The following is a 13,039-nucleotide window of genomic DNA, read 5'->3' on the forward strand; positions in this document are numbered from 1 at the left end:
TCGAGCACGATGGATGTGCTCCACGACTGACCTTGAGCCGAATCTGACGCGTGATCAGCTGATTGGATTTCGGCGGAGCATAGCGCCGTGCCCATGTCATGGTCAAGGACTATCTTTATTAGCCCATCCTTCGGTCAAATGTCCTCCACCTGTCTTTCATTGGCACCCCGGCAGGGCCAACAGCTGTGCCGGCATGGGGAGGACGTCACAACCTTGAAGATATCCACGAGGGCTGTCGCGGCCGCTGCGGTCGTGGCGGTCTCCGCCGCGCTCGGCGCCGGGCTGCTGCCCGCGGCCGCTGTGGCCGCACCGGTCTCCATCACCCAGGACCCGGCAGACGCCGCCCTGTCCCAGGCCGCCAAGGTCGTCCACGACCTTCCCGGCCCGATGACCGAGAAGGTCAAGGCCGAGCAGAAGGCCGCCACCGAGCAGCTGCTGGCCGGCACCGCGAAGGTCGAGAAGCACGGCAGCAGCACCAGCATCAAGCTGGGCCGCGACAGATACGTCGAGCTCGCGCGGCAGCGCACGGACAAGATCTTCACCATCCTGGTCGACTTCGGCGACCAGGTGGACAACACCACCAAGACGCCGGACGGCAAGATCAAGTACGGCGGCACCCCGGGCCCGAAGCACAACGAGATCGAGCAGCCGGACCGCAAGACCAACAACTCCACCGCCTGGCAGGCCGACTACAACCAGGCCCACTACCAGGACCTCTACTTCAGCAAGGACAAGCCCTCGCTGAAGACCTACTACGAGAAGCAGTCCTCCGGCCGCTACTCGGTGGACGGCGTGGTCTCCGACTGGGTCCGGGTGCCGTGGAACGAGGCCCGATACGGTTCCAACTTCTGCGGCCAGCACGTCTGCTCCAACGCCCAGGACCTGATCCGCGACGCCGTCGACATCTGGTACAAGGACCAGAAGGCCAAGGGCCAGACCGACGCCCAGATCAAGGCCACCCTGGCCCAGTACGACCAGTGGGACCGCTACGGTTCGCACCACGACGGCAACTTCAACCAGCCCGACGGGTACATCGACCACTTCCAGATCGTGCACGCCGGTGAGGACGAGTCCGCCGGCGGCGGCAAGCAGGGCAGCGACGCGCTCTGGGCCCACCGGTCCTACGTCTACGGCAACCTGTCCGGCCAGGCCGGCCCGGACGGTAACAAGCTCGGCGGCGTCCAGATCGGCAACAGCGGCTTCTGGATCGGCGACTACACCATGCAGCCGGAGAACGGCGGCCTCGGCGTCTTCGCCCACGAGTACGGCCATGACCTCGGACTGCCGGACCTCTACGACACCTCCGGCTCGGGCGAGGACAACTCGGTCGGCTACTGGTCGCTGATGTCCTCCGGCTCGTGGCTGGGCACCGGCAAGAACGAGATCGGCGACCGCCCGAACGACCTGGACGTCTGGAGCAAGCTCCAGCTCGGCTGGCTGAAGTACGACAAGGCCAAGGCCGGCCAGGACTCGGTCCATCTGCTCGGCCCGGTGGAGTACAACACCGCCCGCCCGCAGGCCCTGGTCGTCAACCTGCCGAAGAAGACGGTCACCACCGAGATCAACACCCCGTTCGAGGGCAAGAGCGAGTGGTGGAGCGGCAGCGCCGACAACCTCAACGTCACGCTGACCCGCGACCTCGACCTCACCGGCAAGACCTCCGCCAGCCTGAGCGCCAAGGGCTGGTACGAGCTGGAGCAGGACTTCGACTTCGGCTACGCCGAGGTCTCCACCGACGGCGGCGCCAACTGGAAGGCCCTGGACGGCACCTTCGACGGCAAGGCCATCCCGAAGAACAGCGCGGGCGCGGCCGCTCTGACCGGCAACTCCGGCGGCAAGTGGGGCGACCTGGTCTTCCCGCTGGACGCCTACGCGGGCAAGGCCGTCAAGATCCGCTTCCGCAACACCACCGACGGCGGCGTGCACTTCAAGGGCCTCGCCCTGGACAACATCGCCGTCACGGCGGACGGCAAGGTGGTCTTCTCCGACGGCGCCGAGAACGGTGACAACGGCTGGACCGCCGGCGGCTTCTCCCGCATCTCGGGCAAGTTCTCCAAGGACTACGACCAGTACTACCTGGTCGAGAACCGCCAGTACGTCTCGTACGACTCGACCCTCAAGGTCGGCCCGTACAACTTCGGTTCGGCCGCCCAGCCCAACAAGGTCGAGCACTACGCCTACCAGAACGGCGTGCTGATCTGGCTCTGGGACACCTCGGCGTCCGACAACAACACCAGCACCCACCCGGGCACCGGTCTGATCCTCCCGGTCGACGCCCACCCGACCCCGCTGAAGTGGTCCGACGGCAAGTACATGCGCTCGCGCATGCAGAGCTACGACTCCACCTTCGGTCTGGAGAACACCGACGGCCTGAAGCTGCACAAGGCCGACGCCCTCACCGTCATCCCGTCGTCGAAGGCGGTCCGGACCTTCAACGACCACACCACCAAGTACTGGGACGCCGCGACGCCCACCGCCAGCGTCAAGGTCCCCGACACCCACACCAGCATCTCGGTCGTCTACCAGAGCCTCAACAAGCTGGAGACCGTGATCGCCGTCCGCCCGGTCAAGTGACCTGAGCGGCGGATGCCCAGGGCCCTCGGCGGAGACTCTCCGCCGAGGGCCCGTCGGTTTGCGGGCGGTCCGATCGGCGGGGTCGGCTCACGGTCAGAGCAGGGCGAGGAAGGCCGCCATGGCCTCGGTGATCTCCTCGGGCTTCCAGCTCAGGGCTTCGGCGGCCACGGTCACCTCGGTCACCGAGTATCCGCACAGGCCGGGTTCGCCGGGTTCGAGCCAGCCCCAGAAGAGGGCGAGGCCCCTCTCCTCGGCGAGGCGCAGTCCGGCCTCGTCCAGCTTCCTGGCGGGGTGCGGGAGCCAGAGCTGGAACTGGTGGGTGTGCGGCGGCTCGGGGAAGACCCGGGCGCCGGGCACCTCGGCCAGCGCGGCGGCGACGGTCCTGGCGTGTGCCACGTACTCGTCCAGGTGCGGGAGTTCCCGGTCCAGGCCGGCCAGCGCGGCGAGCGCGGCGGGCCACTGCTGGTAGAGCTGGCCGCCGTAGCGGTGCCGCCAGGAGCGGGCCTCGCGGATGAAGTCCCCGGCTCCGGCCAGAGCAGCGCCGCTGATGCCGCCGAGGGTCTTGTAGAAGGAGACGTACACCGAGTCCACCAGGGCGGTGATCTCGGGCAGGGTCCGGTCGAAGTGCCGGGCGGACTCCCAGAGCCGGGCGCCGTCGAGATGGATGGCGGCACCGCGCTCCCGGGCGGCCCCGGCCAGCTCGACCAGATCGCTCCAGGCCGGTAAGAGGAATCCGGCCTCACGGAGCGGGAGTTCGATCATCAGGCTGCCGAAGTGCTCACCCAGGGAGCGGAGTTCGGCAGCGGTGGGGAGCCGGGGAGCCGTGGTCGGCCAGACCGCCTCCAGGCCGCTCAGCCGGGCGTACGCGCGGCGCTCGTGCACCTCGGGGTGGGCGAGCGGGTGCATGGCCACCGTCCGGTTGCCGCCGCGCTCGGCCCAGATCCGCAGGGCGGCCTGCTGGGCCATGGTTCCGGTCGGGAAGAAGACCGCATCGGGTTTGCCGAGCAGGCCGGCGACCCGGAGTTCGAGCGTCCGGACTATGCCGTCGCCGTAGAAGTCGGGGCGCTGGTCGAGGTCGTACGCCGCGAGGCCGTCGGTGGACGGCTCGTGCAGCGCGGACAGTTGGGTCAGCCGGTCGCGGATGCTCTTCGGGCGGTCGCCCGAGAGGAGGCGCTCGCTACGGCGGAACGCGGCGAACCGGCGGTCCCGCAGCCTCTCGGCGGAGCCGGTTTCAGGTTGGTAACCCATCCGCCGATAATCCCCGATCCCGGGTCGGCGCAACATGCCTCGGACACAGATCAGTTGAGGGAATCCGCCGGGGACGGCGGGGCGCTCCCCACCGGCGCGGGGAATCGCGCGACCGGCCCTCCGTGAAGGTGCGGCGGGCCCTTGGCGGGCGGGTCGAGGAGGGCGGCGGGAGGCTCTCCGGTCGGACGGGGTGCTCGAAGCGGACGGGTGCGGCCGGAGTGGGCCGACGGATCGGGCGAATCCGGCTCACGGGGCCGGCCCAGCAGACCGCCTGCCGGACACCGTTGGTGTTGCTGGTCACAGTCCCCGGGGCCGGTACGAGGCCGGGTAGTAGGCATCGGCCACCGGATGGGCCACGGATTCACCGGAGCCGTCCAGGGACTTCCGGCCCCCGCCGTGAGCTCGTCAGAGTCCGATAAGAAAGGGATAAAAGGGATGATCCACTCGAAAGATCACCGAACCGGCGGCCCGAAGATCACCGGCCGCGGGGACTACCCGCCGTAGTAGCGGACGGGTTTGAGGGCCGGCCGGGCCGACGGCTTAGATCTGTCTGTCCCCAGGCCCGGCGCGCCCTCAGCGGTTCCGCACCGGGCTGTTCCCGTCCCCGAGGTGCTGCGACCCGATGCCTTCCCGCCATACCGTCCGCCGCCGGCTCGCCGAAGCGATCAGTGCCGGAGGTGCCGGCGCCGCGGTCGGCGCCCGCAGACTCGCCGACGCCGGACGTACCGGTGCCGCAGTCGGTGCCCGCAGGCTCGCCGAGGCGACCGCCGCCGGCCGCACCAACGCCGTGATCGGCGCCCGCCGGCTGTACCGCGCCGCCGACGCGCGTACGCCGGACCAGCTCCGCCCGGCCGTCCGCTGGGTGCGGCAGAACCGGTCGACGACCGCCTGGAGCGCCACCCTGACGGTGGCCTTCGGCGCCCTGCTGCTGCCCAGCTACGCCTCGGCGCACATCGTGCACCCGACCACCCCGGGCAACTCGGCCTTCACCTCGGTCTCCACGCCGTTCCACCAGCCCGCCACGGTCCAGGTGGCCCAGCCCGCCCCGTACCAGCAGCCGCGCTCGGTCGACTCGCAGCATTCGGTCGCGGTGGCAGCCAACCTGGCACCGAGCACCGCCCCGGCCCCGGTCCCGGCGGCCGAACCCGCCGCTCAGCCCGCCCCCGACTCGCCGCCGGCCCCGGGCGCGGCCTGGTCCGCCCCGGCCCCGGGCGCGCCGATCAGCAACCCGTTCGGCAAGCCGAACCGTGCGTACGCCGCCGGCTACCACACCGGCGTGGACTTCGCGGTGAACTCCGGCACCCCGCTGCGCGCGGTCGGCAACGCCACCGTGGTCTCGGCCAAGTGGGACGGCGCGTACGGCAACGACGTCGTGCTGCGTCTCCCGGACGGCCACTTCGCCCTGTACGCCCACATGTCGTCGCTGAAGGTCCGGGCGGGGCAGAGCGTGTCGGCGGGCCAGGTGATCGGCTACTCGGGCACCACCGGCAACTCCACCGGGCCGCACCTGCACTTCGAGATCCGCACCGCCAACCGGTACGCGGCGGTCGTCGACCCGATCTCCTACCTCTCGGCCCGCGGGGTCACCGACTTCTGATCCCCCGCACGGAGCCCCTTCCGCCTCCACCCGCGCGGAAGGGGCTCCGTGCGTCAGGCCTCGGATCGCTCGATCCGGCCGGAGATCTCCAGCGCGACCGTCAGCGCCGCCTCCATCGCCTCCGCCACCGTCGACACCTTGGGCTCGGTGCACTCGAATCCGCCGCGGACGGACTCCTTGAGCAGGAAGAACGCGGAGTTGATGGTGAACAGCGCCATGGTGGCGCGCAGCCGGTCCTCGAAGGCGGCCTCGGGCCCCTGGACCAGGCGGATCATCGCCAGCAACCGGTCCTTGAACTCCAGCCCGGCCTTGGACTCCCGCAGCGCGGGCTGGTTCTCGTGGAAGAAGCGCAGCAGCGGCGCCCGCGAGGCCATGCCCGCGGCGAAGCGGCGGACGAGCTCGTCCCGTACCAGGGGTGACCAGGTCTCCTCCTGCCCCCAGGCGATCACCTCGTCGATCGGTGCGGCCATGCTCTCCACGATGCCCTGGACGATGTCGTCCTTGGTCTTGAAGTGGTAGTAGAGCGCGGCCTTGGTGACCCCGAGCCGGTCGGCGATCTCGCGCAGCGAGGTCTTCTCGTAGCCCTGCTCGGAGAAGAGCTCCAGCGCCACGTCGAGGATCCGCGCCCGGGTGTCGGTGCGGGGGCTCTGCGTCGTACTCATGCCGTGCGGCCTGCCTTGTGACTGCGGTGGTGGGGCGGGCGCACACCGGTTGCGGCGCACGCCTCGGGCTGCATTCTCCCTGCCCAGGGCCGTGCCGCCGAAACTGGCTTGACGCCCGGCTAGTAAACAACTTACCGTGCCAACTGATAATTCACTAGCCGGTCGTCAAGTAAGTGAGCCGAGGACCCCGCCGCCGGCGGATCCCGAGGCCGCGGCCGACAGAGCGCTTCCGGGAGACGCACCATGTCACAACAGCAGGTCGAGGCTTCGGCGGACAAGCCGCCGACGGCCGAGGGGGCGACCGAGCCCATGCCGAGGTCACCGCGCGAGATCCGCCTGGTGATGATCGGCCTGGTGGTCGCGATGCTGCTGGCCATGCTCGACAACCTGATCGTCGGCACCGCCATGCCGACCATCGTCGGCGACCTGGGCGGCGCCGAGCACCTGTCCTGGGTGGTCACCGCCTACACCCTGGCCACCGCCGCCTCGACTCCCATCTGGGGCAAGCTCGGCGACCTCTACGGCCGCAAGGGCACCTTCGTCACCTCGATCGCGATCTTCCTGCTCGGTTCGGCGCTCTCCGGCCTCTCGCAGTCCATGACCCAGCTGATCGCCTTCCGCGCCGTCCAGGGCCTGGGCGCCGGCGGTCTGATGGTCGGCGTGATGTCGATCATGGGTGCGCTGGTCCCGCCGCGCGACCGCGGCAAGTACCAGGGCATGTTCGCCGCCGTGATGGCCCTCGCCACCATCGGCGGCCCGCTGGTCGGCGGTTTCATCACCGACCACCTCAGCTGGCACTGGACCTTCTACATCAACCTGCCGCTCGGCATCCTGGCGCTCGGCTTCATCGTGGTCACCCTGAAGCTGCCCACGGTCCGCTCCAGCGCCAAGATCGACTACGTCGGCGCGATCCTGCTCACCGTCGGGATCACCTCGCTGGTCCTGATCACCACCTGGGGCGGCCAGCAGTACGCCTGGGGCTCCAAGCAGATCCTCGGCCTGGCCGCGCTGGCCGTCGCCTCCCTGATCGCCTTCTGCTACGTCGAGCAGCGGGTCGAGGAGCCGATGCTCCCGCTCGGCCTGTTCCGCAACCTGAACTTCGCCATGGTCTCGCTGATCGGCTTCATCGTCGGTTTCGCGATGTTCGGCGCGGTCACCTTCCTGCCGCTCTATCAGCAGACCGTCCAGGGCGCCTCGGCGACCAACTCCGGGCTGCTGCTGATGCCGATGATGTTCGGCATGCTGGTGGTCTCGCTGGTGGTCGGCCAGGTCGTCACCAGGACCGGCAAGTACCGGATCTTCCCGATCATCGGCACCCTGGTGATGGTCGGCGGTTCGGTGCTGCTCTCCACCCTCTCCACCGACACCACCCGGTTCACGTCCTCCTGCTACATGGTGGTGCTCGGCGCCGGCATGGGCTTCCTGATGCAGATCACCATGCTGGTCGCGCAGAACAGCGTGGAGCTCAAGGACATGGGTGTGGCCAGCTCCACCGCGACCCTGTTCCGGACCATCGGTGGTTCCTTCGGCGTCGCCCTGTTCGGCGCGCTCTTCAACAACCGGGTCACCGAGACCATGAAGGAGCGCCTGCCCAACCAGGCCTCCGGGGCCAAGGGCGGCGGCATGAGCCAGGCCAGCCCGGAGGCGCTGCGCGCCCTCCCGGCGCCCGTCCAGGACGCGTACCACCACGCCGTCTCCAACGGCATGCACACCGTCTTCCTGTGGGGCGCCGTGATCAGCGTCGTCGCCGTCGCGGCCTCGCTCTTCCTGCGTGAGGTTCCGCTCCGCGGCGCGGGCAAGCCCGACGAGCAGTCGCTCGAAGCGGCAGCCGTCTGACCCGCACCCGAACAGCCGAACGGCCCTGTCGCGCGATCAGCGCGGCAGGGCCGTTCGGCTGTACCCCCGGCCGTCAGCGGGGAAGCCGGTACACGCCGGGGGCGACCGGCTCCACCAAGCCGTCCGCGACCAGGCCGTCCAGTGCCCGCGCCCGCTGCACCGGCTCCGGCCAGACCGCGTCCAGCCGCTCCTGCGGCACCTCGCCGTGCGCGTCCCGCAGGACGGCCAGCAGCTTGCCCCGCACCTGCCGGTCCGTCCCCTCGTAGGACTGCCCGCGCCGGGCCGGGCCCTCGTACGGCGGACGGCCTGCCCGCTGCCAGGCGCAGTGGCGCAGCAGCGGGCAGGCCCCGCACTCAGGGTTGCGGGCGGTGCAGACCAGCGCGCCCAGCTCCATCACACCGACCGCCCAGGTGGCGGCGGTCTCGGCGGTGGCGGGCAGGTACTCGGTGGCGGTCCGGCGTTCGGCGGCGGTGGTCGCCTGGGCCGGGTACTCGACACCGGTCACGGCACGGGCGAAGACCCGGCGGACGTTCGTGTCCAGCACCACGTGCCGCTGGCGGAAGGCGAAGGAGGCGACGGCGGCGGCTGTGTACTCGCCGACGCCCGGCAGCGCGAGCAGCGCCGCGTGGTCGTCCGGCACCCGGCCGCCGTGCTGCTCGGTGATCGCCACGGCGGCGGCGTGCAGGCGCAGCGCCCGGCGCGGATAGCCGAGCCGGCCCCACATCCGGACGGCTTCACCCGGGGCGTCGGCCGCCAGGTCCGCCGGGGTGGGCCAGCGTTCCAGCCAGGCGGCGTACGCGGGCAGCACCCGCTTGACCGGCGTCTGCTGGAGCATGAACTCGCTCACCATGACCGCCCAGGGCGAGGCGTCTGCCGTCCGCCAGGGGAGGTCGCGGGCGTTGGCCTCGTACCAGTCGAGCACGGTCGAATGGAGCAGCGGGGCGGGGGTGGAGGTGATGGCAACCATGGCCCTTCGATCCTCCCACGCCGTTCCGCCCCCGCTTCCCCCGGAGCACCCTCGGGGTCCGGGGCGCCCTCGGGGTCCCGGGGCGCCCTCGGGGTCCCGGGCACCTCCCGGCGCGAGCGAGCGCCGCCGAACGGGGGTGCCCGGGGGTACGACCGGCCCAGCGGGGGCCGACCGGCCGCGGTCACCGTCCACGGCCCGGGGCTCCCGGTATCCCTGGGGTTTCCCGGTGGCGCCGACGGACGGGTGCTCCGACCGCCTCTTCCCTCATCCGGGTCATATGACGGATGATGTGAATGAAACGGCGCAGGGTCAGTGTTGATGCATCAACAGGTGCATACAGTCTCGTAGAGTTTGCGCGTGCCCTCTCTGCGTCAACCCGTCGGACCGCTGCCCGCGTCGATCTACTGGCGGCGGCGTGTCGTCGTGTCCGCTGTCCTGCTCGCCGTGATCGCGCTCGTCGTCTGGCTGACGACCGCCCAGGGCGACGGGAAGAAGCCCGTCGACAAGACCGCACAGCCGGCCCCGGCCCAGTCGATCACCCCGGGTGCCTCACCGACCGGCCCCGCGATCACCAGCCGCCCCGGCGGCGGTTCGGGCGGCAGCGGCAGTGTCTCGGGCGGAGGCGGCGGCGAGGTCAGTCTCACCGGGGGCACCACCGGATCGGCGGGCTCCTCCGCCGGCGGCGCGTCCGGCGGCTCAGGCTCCTCCGCCGGCGGCGCATCGGGCGGCTCCAACGGCGGCGGCTCCAACGGAGCGGCCGCATCGCCTCCGGTGAACACCGCCGCGGTGATGGCCCTCCCGATCTGCAGCGCCTCGCAGGTCGCCCTGGAGCTGGCGGGCACCCAGAACTCCTTCGAGAGCAACGACAAGCCGCGGCTCGCACTGACCGTCCGCAACAGCTCCGGCGCCAACTGCCGCGTGGACCTGGGCCGTACGGCCTCCGCGATCGTGGTGACCTCGGCCGCCAACGAGCGGATCTGGTCCTCCGCCGACTGCCCGACCGACAAGCAGGCCAACTGGGTCGAGATCGCGGCGGGCAACGGCCTGACCGAGACGTTCACTTGGGACCGCAGCCGCAGCAAGCCGCAGTGCGCCTCCCCGGACGGCTCGACCGCCCAGGCGGGCAACTACCTGGTGCAGGCGACCCTGACCGGCCCGTCCGGCGGCCCGATCACCGCGCGGACCTCGATCCGCCTCGACGGCTGAGCCCGGCTCGGACCGTCCGCGACGGCCCCGACACCAGCCCCGACGCCTAGAGCCGCCCGCCGCACCTCCCGTGCGGCGGGCGGCTCCCGGTTGCGGCCCCACGCCGCACAGACCACCTGCCGCGCAAGGGAGTTGACGCCGCAGCGGTCAGACGTACCGCTCCAGGATGGAGGACTCCGCGAGCCTCGACAGCCCCTCACGCACCGACCGGGCCCTGGTCTCGCCGACGCCCTCGACGGTCTGCAGGTCGTCGATGCTGGCGGCGAGCAGCTTCTGCAGTCCGCCGAAGTGCTCCACCAGCCGCTCGATCACGGTGTTGGGCAGGCGCGGGACCTTGGCCAGCAGCCGGTAGCCGCGCGGCGAGACCGCCGAGTCCAGCGACTCGGGCGAGCCGGAGTAGCCCAGCGCCTTGGCGACCGTCTGCAGATCCAGCAGCTCGGCGTGGGTGAGCGCCTCCAGGTCGTCGAGCACCTCGGGCACGGTACGGCCCTTCTTGGCGGCCCGCTCGGGGAAGTAGTCGCGGGCGACCAGTTCGCGCTCGGGCTCGACTCCGGCGATCAGTTCGTCCAGCTGGAGGGAGAGCAGCCGACCGTCCGTCCCGAGTTCCAGGACGTAGCCGGCGATCTCGGCGGCGATCAGCCGGACCATCTCCAGCCGCTGGACCACGGCCGCGACGTCCCGGACGGTGACCAGGTCCTCGATCTCCAGCGCGGAGAGGGTGCCGGCGACCTCGTCCAGGCGCAGCTTGTACCGCTCCAGGGTGGCCAGCGCCTGGTTGGCCCGGGAGAGCACGGTGGTGGAGTCCTCCAGCACCCGGCGGGTGCCGTTGACGTACATCGCGATCAGGCGCATCGAGTGCGAGACGGCGACCACCGGGAACCCGGTCTGCCGGTTCACCCGCTCGGCCGTCCGGTGGCGGGTGCCGGTCTCGTCGGTGGGGATGGCGGCGTCCGGCATCAGGTGCACACCAGCTCGGACGATCTTGGTGCTGTCCTTGTCGAGCACCACCGCGCCGTCCAGCTTGCACAGCTCGCGCAGCCGGGTCGCGGAGAACTCCACGTCCAGCACGAAACCGCCGGTGCAGAGCGACTCGACGGTGCGGTCGAAGCCCAGCACCACCAGGCCACCGGTGTTGGCGCGGAGCACCCGCTCAAGGCCGTCCCGCAGCGGGGTGCCGGGGGCGATGGCCTGGAGGGAGGCCCGTAGCAGGGCCTCTTCGCGGGAGGACTTGTCCGCCCGGTCGCTGGCTGCCACGTGACTCCTCCGGTCGCCCCGGACCGTGTGGCGTGGCGCCCGACGGTCTGTCGCTGCTCAATTACTGCACTTCATGCCAATTGGACAGGTCAGAGTCTAACTGTGCACGGCGATATCGGGACCGGGGTCAGGCCAGTTCGTCGGAGTCCACCGGCTCCCACCCGGCCATCAGCTCGTCCGGGTAGGCCGCGACGGCCGGCGCGGGAACCGACCGGGAGGCCGAACGCCCTTGCGGAGCAGTCCTGTTGTCACCCTCGGTCTTCGGCCGGGCGGACCTGCGGCGGCCGGGGATGGCCCGCAGCGCCTCACCGATGTCGGAGACCTCGACCACCTTCATGCCGGGCGGCACCTTGCCCGGGTCCGGCGGGACGAGCGCGTGGGTGAAGCCCAGCCGGTGCGCCTCGGCGAGCCGCCGCTGCACGCCCGTGACCCGGCGGACCTCACCGGCCAGACCGACCTCGCCGATCGCCACCAGGTTGCTGGGCAGCGGGGTGTCGGAGGAGGAGCTGGCCACCGCGAGCGCGATCGCCAGGTCTGCGGAGGGCTCGGTGAGCCGGACCCCGCCGACCGTCGCGGTGTAGATGTCCTGCTTGCCGAGCTTCACTCCGCCGTGCCGCTCGACCACGGCCAGGATCATCGCGATCCTGGGGGACTCCAGGCCGGAGGTGGTCCGGCGGGGGGAGGGGATCTGCGAGTCCACCATCAGCGCCTGCACCTCGGCGACCAGCGGACGGCGGCCTTCCAGGGTCACCGTCAGGCAGGTGCCGGGAACCGGCTTGTCACGCCTGGTCAGGAACAGGCCCGACGGGTCCGCCAGGCCCTCGATGCCCTCGTCGTGCAGCTCGAAGCAGCCGACCTCGTCGGTGGCGCCGTAGCGGTTCTTGACGCCCCGGATGATCCGCAGCCGGGCGTGCCGGTCCCCCTCGAAGCTCAGCACCACGTCGACCAGGTGCTCCAGCAGCCGGGGGCCGGCGATCTGGCCGTCCTTGGTGACATGGCCGACCAGCAGGGAGGCCATGCCGCGCTCCTTGGAGGCACGGATCAGCGCGCTCGCCACCTCGCGGACCTGGGCCGGACCGCCGGGGGCGCCGTCCAGCTCGGCGGAGGCGATGGTCTGCACCGAGTCCAGGATCAGCAGCCCCGGGTTGACCGCCTCGATGTGGCCGAGGACCGCGCCGAGATCGGACTCGGCGGCCAGGTAGAGGTGGTCGGAGAGCGCGTTGATCCGGTCGGCGCGCAGCCGGACCTGCCCGGCGGACTCCTCGCCGGTCACGTAGAGGGTGCGGTGCCGGTCGCTCGCGGCCTTGGCCGCGACGTCCAGCAGCAGGGTGGACTTGCCGACGCCCGGCTCACCCGCGAGCAGGACCACCGCGCCCGGGACGATCCCGCCCCCGAGCACCCGGTCCAGCTCGGGCACGCCCGTGCTGCGGGCGGTGGCCACCTGGCCGTCCACCTGGCCGATCGGCTTGGCGGGCGAGCTGACCGGCCCCGCGGCCGTGGTCCGGATCGGCACCGCGCCGTACTCCTCGACGGTGCCCCAGGCGTTGCACTCGGGGCAGCGGCCGACCCACTTGGGCAGCTGGTTGCCGCACTCGGTGCAGCGGTATGCCGGGCGCGGCTTGGCGGTGGTCTTGGTGCGGGCAGCCATGCCGCCAACCGTATCCGCTGCCTCCGACAACCCGGACACCCGAAGCT

General features: G+C 71.1%; 9 protein-coding genes. 4 read left to right on the forward strand and 5 right to left on the reverse strand.

The annotated features are described in order from the left end of the window. Nucleotides 1-213 precede the first annotated feature (213 nt). Nucleotides 214-2,574, forward strand: coding sequence for an immune inhibitor A domain-containing protein (locus tag ACSMTC_RS16125; protein ID WP_436560382.1), 2,361 nt, complete (start codon nucleotides 214-216; stop codon nucleotides 2,572-2,574). A 93-nt stretch (nucleotides 2,575-2,667) separates the two neighbouring features. Here the strand turns inward: ACSMTC_RS16125 and ACSMTC_RS16130 are convergent, their stop codons facing one another. Further along, nucleotides 2,668-3,822 (reverse strand): threonine aldolase family protein, encoded by a 1,155-nt coding sequence (locus ACSMTC_RS16130; protein WP_436560383.1) that lies wholly within the window; start codon nucleotides 3,820-3,822, stop codon nucleotides 2,668-2,670. A 622-nt stretch (nucleotides 3,823-4,444) separates the two neighbouring features. Here ACSMTC_RS16130 and ACSMTC_RS16135 point away from each other — a divergent pair. Next, nucleotides 4,445-5,419, forward strand: coding sequence for a peptidoglycan DD-metalloendopeptidase family protein (locus tag ACSMTC_RS16135; protein ID WP_436560384.1), 975 nt, complete (start codon nucleotides 4,445-4,447; stop codon nucleotides 5,417-5,419). A 53-nt stretch (nucleotides 5,420-5,472) separates the two neighbouring features. On the opposite strand, the gene ACSMTC_RS16140 is transcribed toward ACSMTC_RS16135, so the two are convergent. Then, nucleotides 5,473-6,081, reverse strand: coding sequence for a TetR/AcrR family transcriptional regulator (locus tag ACSMTC_RS16140; RefSeq protein ID WP_436560385.1), 609 nt, complete (start codon nucleotides 6,079-6,081; stop codon nucleotides 5,473-5,475). 243 nt (nucleotides 6,082-6,324) lie between these two features. Here ACSMTC_RS16140 and ACSMTC_RS16145 point away from each other — a divergent pair, with 243 nt between their 5' ends. Further along, on the forward strand, nucleotides 6,325-7,917 hold the full coding sequence (locus tag ACSMTC_RS16145) for an MDR family MFS transporter (protein WP_436560386.1): 1,593 nt from the start codon (nucleotides 6,325-6,327) through the stop codon (nucleotides 7,915-7,917). Nucleotides 7,918-7,990: 73 nt separating this feature from the next. On the opposite strand, the gene ACSMTC_RS16150 is transcribed toward ACSMTC_RS16145, so the two are convergent. After that, a complete protein-coding gene (locus ACSMTC_RS16150) occupies nucleotides 7,991-8,884 on the reverse strand; it encodes an HhH-GPD family protein (RefSeq protein ID WP_436560387.1) in 894 nt (297 codons plus the stop codon). A 357-nt stretch (nucleotides 8,885-9,241) separates the two neighbouring features. On the opposite strand from ACSMTC_RS16150, the gene ACSMTC_RS16155 reads away from it, so the two are divergent. Then, entirely contained in the window at nucleotides 9,242-10,090 is an 849-nt protein-coding gene (locus ACSMTC_RS16155; RefSeq protein ID WP_436560388.1) for a hypothetical protein, read from the forward strand. Between the two features lie 147 nt (nucleotides 10,091-10,237). Here ACSMTC_RS16155 and disA read toward each other — a convergent pair whose 3' ends face one another. Together disA and radA are read right to left on the reverse strand one after the other, a co-directional pair. Then, nucleotides 10,238-11,344 (reverse strand): DNA integrity scanning diadenylate cyclase DisA, encoded by a 1,107-nt coding sequence (disA, locus tag ACSMTC_RS16160; RefSeq protein ID WP_436560389.1) that lies wholly within the window; start codon nucleotides 11,342-11,344, stop codon nucleotides 10,238-10,240. Nucleotides 11,345-11,471: 127 nt separating this feature from the next. Further along, nucleotides 11,472-12,992 (reverse strand): DNA repair protein RadA, encoded by a 1,521-nt coding sequence (gene radA, locus ACSMTC_RS16165; protein ID WP_436560390.1) that lies wholly within the window; start codon nucleotides 12,990-12,992, stop codon nucleotides 11,472-11,474. Nucleotides 12,993-13,039 lie beyond the last annotated feature (47 nt).

This window comes from Kitasatospora sp. HPM-01-4, assembly GCF_051374625.1.
Classification (GTDB): Bacteria; Actinomycetota; Actinomycetes; order Streptomycetales; family Streptomycetaceae; genus Kitasatospora.

Excerpts from the sequence above, each read along its gene's own strand:
- ACSMTC_RS16130 (WP_436560383.1), bottom strand. The coding sequence starts at position 3,822 with ATGGGTTACCAACCTGAAACCGGCTCCGCCGAGAGGCTGCGGGACCGC.
- ACSMTC_RS16135 (WP_436560384.1), top strand. The coding sequence starts at position 4,445 with ATGCCTTCCCGCCATACCGTCCGCCGCCGGCTCGCCGAAGCGATCAGT.
- ACSMTC_RS16150 (WP_436560387.1), bottom strand. The coding sequence starts at position 8,884 with ATGGTTGCCATCACCTCCACCCCCGCCCCGCTGCTCCATTCGACCGTG.
- ACSMTC_RS16145 (WP_436560386.1), top strand. The coding sequence starts at position 6,325 with ATGTCACAACAGCAGGTCGAGGCTTCGGCGGACAAGCCGCCGACGGCC.
- radA (WP_436560390.1), bottom strand. The coding sequence starts at position 12,992 with ATGGCTGCCCGCACCAAGACCACCGCCAAGCCGCGCCCGGCATACCGC.
- ACSMTC_RS16140 (WP_436560385.1), bottom strand. The coding sequence starts at position 6,081 with ATGAGTACGACGCAGAGCCCCCGCACCGACACCCGGGCGCGGATCCTC.